Below are 5414 nucleotides of genomic sequence, written 5' to 3' on the forward strand. Positions count from 1 at the left end.
CCGGCGGGGGGGATGGGGTGCCCGCGCGCCCGTCTCGCCCTTGCCGACCCGCCCCGCCGCGCCGGCCCGCGCCGCCGCCGGGGCGCGGGGCGCGCGCCGGGGGCCGGCCGGGATCACCCGGCCATTGCCGAAGCCGAAGCTGCCGTCCACGACGAGAAGGGAAAGATCCTTTTCCAGCGTCGGGTTCTGCAGCCCGTCATCCATCACGATGGCCTGGGCGCCGGCGGCAACCGCGGCGCGCGCGCCGGCGGCCCGGTCGCCCGAGACCCAGGTGGGCCGCACCTCGGCCAGCAGCAGGGCCTCGTCGCCCACCTGGGTGCTGTCATGCGCGTTCGGGTCCACGCGGGCCGGACCCTTCACGGTGCCGCCATAGCCGCGCAGCAGGAAATGCGCCGCGATGCCGCGGTCGGCCAGGCGGCGGCCGATGTCGAGCGCGACGGTGGTCTTGCCGGCGCCGCCGGCGGTGGCGTTGCCGCAGCAGATCACCGGCACCGGCGCCCGCCAGCCGCCGCGCGCCATGCGCCGCGCCGTGACGCCGGCATAGATCGCCGAAAGGGGGGAGAGGAGGAGGGGCGTGATCCCCCCGCCGCCCACCCAGAACCCGGGTGCCCTCATCAAACCTCGTTCGTCAGGAAGCCCGTCCGGCGCCCTTGCGCGGGCGTCTCCGCCGGAGGATCCGGCGGCGGCATCAGGCCAAGCAGCGCCTCGGCCACCCGTTCCGGCAGGTCGGCACGGCCTTCGGCGACCACGGCGGCAGCCTCGGACAACGCCCGCGCGCGGCCGGGATCGGATAGCACGTCGCGGATGGCCGGCGCCAGCGCGGCGGGATCGGCGAGCCGGACCGCCCCCCCGGCGACCAGCAGGCGCTCCACCGGCTCGGCGAAGTTCGCGGTGTGCGGGCCGAGCAGGATCGGGCAGCCGAGCCGCGCCGGCTCCAGCGGGTTCTGCCCGCCATGCGGCACCAGGGAGCCGCCGACCAGGGCCACCTGCGCGACGCGGTAGAACAGGCCGAGCTCGCCCAGCGTGTCGGCGACATAGACCGCCGTCTCCGGCCCCGGCAGCGCGCCGGCCCCGCGCCTTGCGGTGGGCAGGCCGGCGGCCTCGGCCGCCACCGCGGCGCCGCGCTCGGGGTGACGGGGGGCGAGGATGGTCAGGAGGCCGGGCATCTCCGGCGCCAGGGCGCGATGCGCGGCCAGCGCCCGCAGGCGGTTCATCACCGAGCCGGTGCCCGCCGGGATCAGGCGCCCGACGATCACGTTCTCCTTCAGGCCGGCCAGCGTATCCACCTTGCCCGCCGTGGCGGCCTCGGTCAGCACGCGGGTGGTCTCCTGGAAGGAGGCCGCGGAGATGAAGCTGGTGGTCTGCAGCGAGGCCTTGGTGATGCCCTGCAGCACCGGCTCGGCCCGGGCGGGCCGCTCTTTCGCGGCAATGCGCTTCTCGTTCTCGATGTCGAACTCGATGCGCTCCACCGTCTCGCCCACCAGGAAGGTGGTGTCGCCCGGATCGACGATCTCCACCTTCTGCAGCATCTGCCGGACGATCACCTCGATATGCTTGTCGTTGATCTTCACGCCCTGCAGTCGATAGACGTCCTGGATCTCGTTCACGAGGTAGTTCGCGAGAGCCTCGACGCCCAGCACGCGCAGGATGTCGTGCGGCACGCGGGGGCCGTCCACCAGCGGGTCGCCGGCCTTCACGTAGTCGCCTTCCTGCACCGAGACGTGCTTGCCCTTCGGCACCAGGTATTCGCGCGGCGTCGGCGGTTCGTCGCTGCCTTCCGGGGCGTCGGGGACGACCAGGATGCGGCGCTTGGCCTTGTAGTCCTTGCCGAACTCCACGCGGCCGTCGATGTCGGCGATGATCGCCGCATCCTTCGGGCGCCGCGCCTCGAACAACTCCGCCACGCGCGGCAGGCCGCCCGTGATGTCGCGCGTCTTGGACGATTCGCGCGGCATGCGCGCGATGACGTCGCCGGCGAAGACCTCCTTGCCATTCTCGACCGAGAGCAGCGAGCCGGGCGGCAGGAAGGTGATCGCCTCGCTGCCGTTGTCGCGCTTCACCACGTTGCCCTTGTCGTCGCGCAGGATCAGGCGCGGGCGGAGATCGGCGCCGCGGCCGGCGGTCTTGTACTCGACCACCTCCTTGAAGGAGAGGCCGGTGACCTCGTCCATCCGCTCCACCAGGGTGAAGTTGTCGATCAGGTCGGCGAACTCCACCTTGCCGTTCTTCTCGGTGATGATCGGCAGGGTGAAGGGATCCCACTCGGCAAGCTTCTGGCCGCGGGTGACCGAAGCGCCCTCCTCGACCAGCAGGCGCGCGCCGTAGGGCACGCGCAGCCGGCCGCGCTCGCGGCCATTCGCGTCATAGACCACCGCCTCGCAGTTGCGGCTCATCACGATCGGCGCACCGGAGCTGTTCGTGACGACCTGGCGGTTCAGGAACTTCGCCGTGCCGTCCGTCATCGCCTCCACCGCGGACTGCTCCGCGCCGCGCTGCGCCGCGCCGCCGATGTGGAAGGTGCGCATCGTCAGCTGCGTGCCGGGCTCGCCGATGGACTGCGCGGCGATCACGCCGACCGCCTCGCCCACATTCACCGGCGTGCCGCGCGCCAGGTCGCGGCCATAGCAGTGGCCGCAAACGCCGACGCGCGAGTCGCAGGTCAGCACGGAGCGGATCTTCACCCCCTCCACGCCGGCCTTCTCGATCCGCTCGGCCTCGCTCTCCTCGACCAGCGTGTTGCGCGGCACGATCACCTCGCCCGTCGCCGGATCGAGCACGTCCTCCTGCACGAAGCGGCCGAGGATGCGTTCGGACAGCGAGGAGACGACCTCGCCGCCATCCATCACCGCGCGCACGGTGATGCCGCGCTCGGTGCCGCAATCCTCCTCGACGATGATGCAGTCCTGCGCGACATCCACCAGGCGACGCGTGAGGTAGCCGCTGTTCGCCGTCTTCAGCGCGGTGTCGGCCAGGCCCTTGCGGGCGCCGTGGGTGGAGTTGAAGTACTCCAGCACGGTCAGGCCTTCCTTGAAGTTCGAGATGATCGGCTGCTCGATGATCTCGCCGCTCGGCTTCGCCATCAGGCCACGCATGCCGGCGAGCTGGCGCATCTGCGCGGGCGAGCCGCGCGCGCCGGAGTGCGACATCATCCACACGGAGTTGGCCGGCTTGCCCACCTCCTGCTTCATGATCTCCTTCATCATCGCCTGCGCCACCTCCTCGGTGCAGCGCGACCAGGCGTCCACCACCTTGTTGTAGCGCTCGCCGGCGGTGATCAGGCCGTCGAGATACTGCTGCTCGAACTCCTTCACCTGGTCCTTCGTCGCGGAGATCAGCGACCCCTTGCTGTCGGGGATCACCATGTCGTCCTTGCCGAAGGAGATGCCGGCCTTCGCCGCGTTGCGGAAGCCGAGGCCCATCAGCCGGTCGGCGAAGATCACGCTCTCCTTCTGGCCGCAGTGGCGGTACACCGCGTCGATCACGTCGGAGATGTTCTTCTTCGTCAGCAGCCGGTTGAGCAGGGAGAAGGGCAGGCTCGGATGCAGCGGCAGCAGCGCGCCCATCATCATCCGCCCCGCCGTGGTGACGACGCGCTCGGTGACGGTGTTGCCGTCGCGGTCCATGGCCTTGCGGCGCGCGCGGATCTTGCTGTGCAGCCGGATCGAGCCGTTGGCCAGCGCCTGCTCGATCTCGCCCATCGTGGCGAAGGCCGGCGCGTCCTTCTCCTCCGTCGCCTTGAACTCCGGCGTCTCGAGCGAAAGGTAGTAGAGGCCGAGCACGATGTCCTGCGAAGGCACGATGATCGGCTTGCCGTTCGCCGGGCTGAGGATGTTGTTGGTGGACATCATCAGCACGCGCGCTTCCAGCTGGGCCTCGAGGCTCAGCGGGACATGCACGGCCATCTGGTCGCCGTCGAAATCCGCGTTGAAGGCGGTGCAGACCAGCGGGTGCAGCTGGATCGCCTTGCCTTCCACCAGCACCGGCTCGAAGGCCTGGATGCCGAGCCGGTGCAACGTCGGCGCGCGGTTCAGCAGCACGGGATGCTCGCGGATCACCTCCTCGAGGATGTCCCACACCTCCGGCCGTTCCTTCTCCACCATCCGCTTCGCGGCCTTGATGGTCGTGGCGTGGCCGTATTTCTCGAGCTTCGAGTAGATGAAGGGCTTGAACAGCTCGAGCGCCATCTTCTTCGGCAGGCCGCACTGGTGGAGCTTGAGCTCCGGCCCGACGACGATGACCGAACGACCGGAATAGTCCACGCGCTTGCCGAGCAGGTTCTGCCGGAACCGGCCCTGCTTGCCCTTCAGCATGTCGCTGAGCGACTTCAGCGGGCGCTTGTTGGCGCCCGTGATCGCGCGGCCGCGGCGGCCGTTGTCGAACAGCGCGTCCACCGCCTCCTGCAGCATGCGCTTCTCGTTGCGCACGATGATGTCGGGCGCGCGCAGCTCGATCAGGCGCTTCAGCCGGTTGTTCCGGTTGATGACGCGGCGATAGAGGTCGTTCAGGTCAGACGTCGCGAAGCGCCCGCCGTCCAGCGGCACCAGCGGGCGCAGCTCGGGCGGGATCACCGGGACCACGTCGAGGATCATCCACTCCGGCCGCGCGCCGCTCTCGGCGAAGCTCTCGAGCAGCTTCAGCCGCTTCACGAGCTTCTTGCGCTTCGCCTCGGAGGTCGTCTCCTTCAGCTCGCCGCGCAGCTTCGGCGCTTCCTTGTTGATGTCGATCGCGGCGAGCATCTGCTTCACCGCCTCCGCGCCGATGCCGACGGAGAAGGCGTCGTCGCCGAACTCGTCCTGCTTCGACTGCAGCTGGTCCTCGGTGAGGAGCTGGTGCAGCTTCAGGTCCGTCAGGCCCGGCTCCAGCACCACGTAGCTCTCGAAGTAGAGGACCTTCTCCAGCTCCTTCAGGCTCATGTCCACCATCAGCCCGACGCGGCTGGGCAGCGACTTCATGAACCAGATGTGGGCGACCGGCGAGGCGAGCTCGATATGGCCCATGCGCTCGCGCCGGACCTTCGCCAGCGTCACCTCGACGCCGCATTTCTCGCAGATGATCCCGCGGAACTTCATCCGCTTGTACTTGCCGCACAGGCACTCGTAGTCCTTGATCGGACCGAAGATGCGCGCGCAGAACAGCCCGTCCCGCTCCGGCTTGAAGGTGCGGTAGTTGATCGTCTCGGGCTTCTTGATCTCGCCATAGGACCAGGACCGGATCGTCTCGGGCGAGGCGATCGAGATCTTGATCTGGTCGAAAGTCATCGCCTGGCCGGTCTGGCCGAGGATCTTCATCAGTTCGTTCATGCCGTCGTCTCCGTCCGGCCGGCGCGCGCGGGGCAGGCGATGACTTTCGACCAGATCAAGATCACGATCGCCTCGCCCGAGACGATCCCGTCCTGGGCCTATGGCGAGATCAAA

1 protein-coding gene and 1 pseudogene are annotated in these 5414 nt (G+C 69.3%); both read right to left on the reverse strand.

Features of this window, described 5'->3' with window-relative positions; genetic code table 11:
* Positions 1-615: tetraacyldisaccharide 4'-kinase (gene lpxK / locus AC1MIR_RS23625; protein WP_480030625.1), on the reverse strand; the 615-nt coding region annotated here is incomplete at its 3' end.
* 539 nt (positions 616-1154) lie between these two features.
* A pseudogene (rpoC, locus tag AC1MIR_RS23630) lies at positions 1155-5300 on the reverse strand (DNA-directed RNA polymerase subunit beta'); the annotation flags it as partial.
* Positions 5301-5414 lie beyond the last annotated feature (114 nt).

It is taken from the genome of Falsiroseomonas sp. RANM36, assembly GCF_056682175.1.